The sequence below is a fragment of the Vibrio sp. 10N.222.49.C9 genome (assembly GCF_041474985.1).
GTDB lineage: Bacteria > Pseudomonadota > Gammaproteobacteria > Enterobacterales > Vibrionaceae > Vibrio > Vibrio crassostreae_C.
The window spans coordinates 1-308 of record NZ_JBFRVD010000682.1 but is presented as its reverse complement, the minus strand read 5'-3'; the positions used below and the strand labels follow the sequence as shown (position 1 = coordinate 308).

The following is a 308-nucleotide window of genomic DNA, read 5'->3' as shown; positions in this document are numbered from 1 at the left end:
ACCTAAACCAAGGTGACTTCATCGGTGAACTAGGTCTTTTTGAAGATGATCAAGAGCGTACTGCTTGGGTACGTGCTAAATCACCATGTGAGGTTGCTGAAATCTCATTCAAAAAATTCCGTCAGCTAATTCAGGTTAACCCAGACATCCTAATGCGTCTTTCTTCGCAAATGGCTAACCGTCTGCAGGTAACTAGCCAGAAAGTAGGTGATCTTGCGTTCCTAGACGTTACTGGTCGTATCGCACAGACTCTACTGAACCTAGCGAAGCAACCTGATGCAATGACTCACCCAGACGGCATGCAAATC

1 protein-coding gene is annotated in these 308 nt (G+C 45.8%); it reads left to right on the top strand.

The annotated features are described in order from the left end of the window. Positions 1-308: cyclic nucleotide-binding domain-containing protein (locus AB4585_RS25060; protein ID WP_372171463.1), on the top strand; the 308-nt coding region annotated here is incomplete at both ends.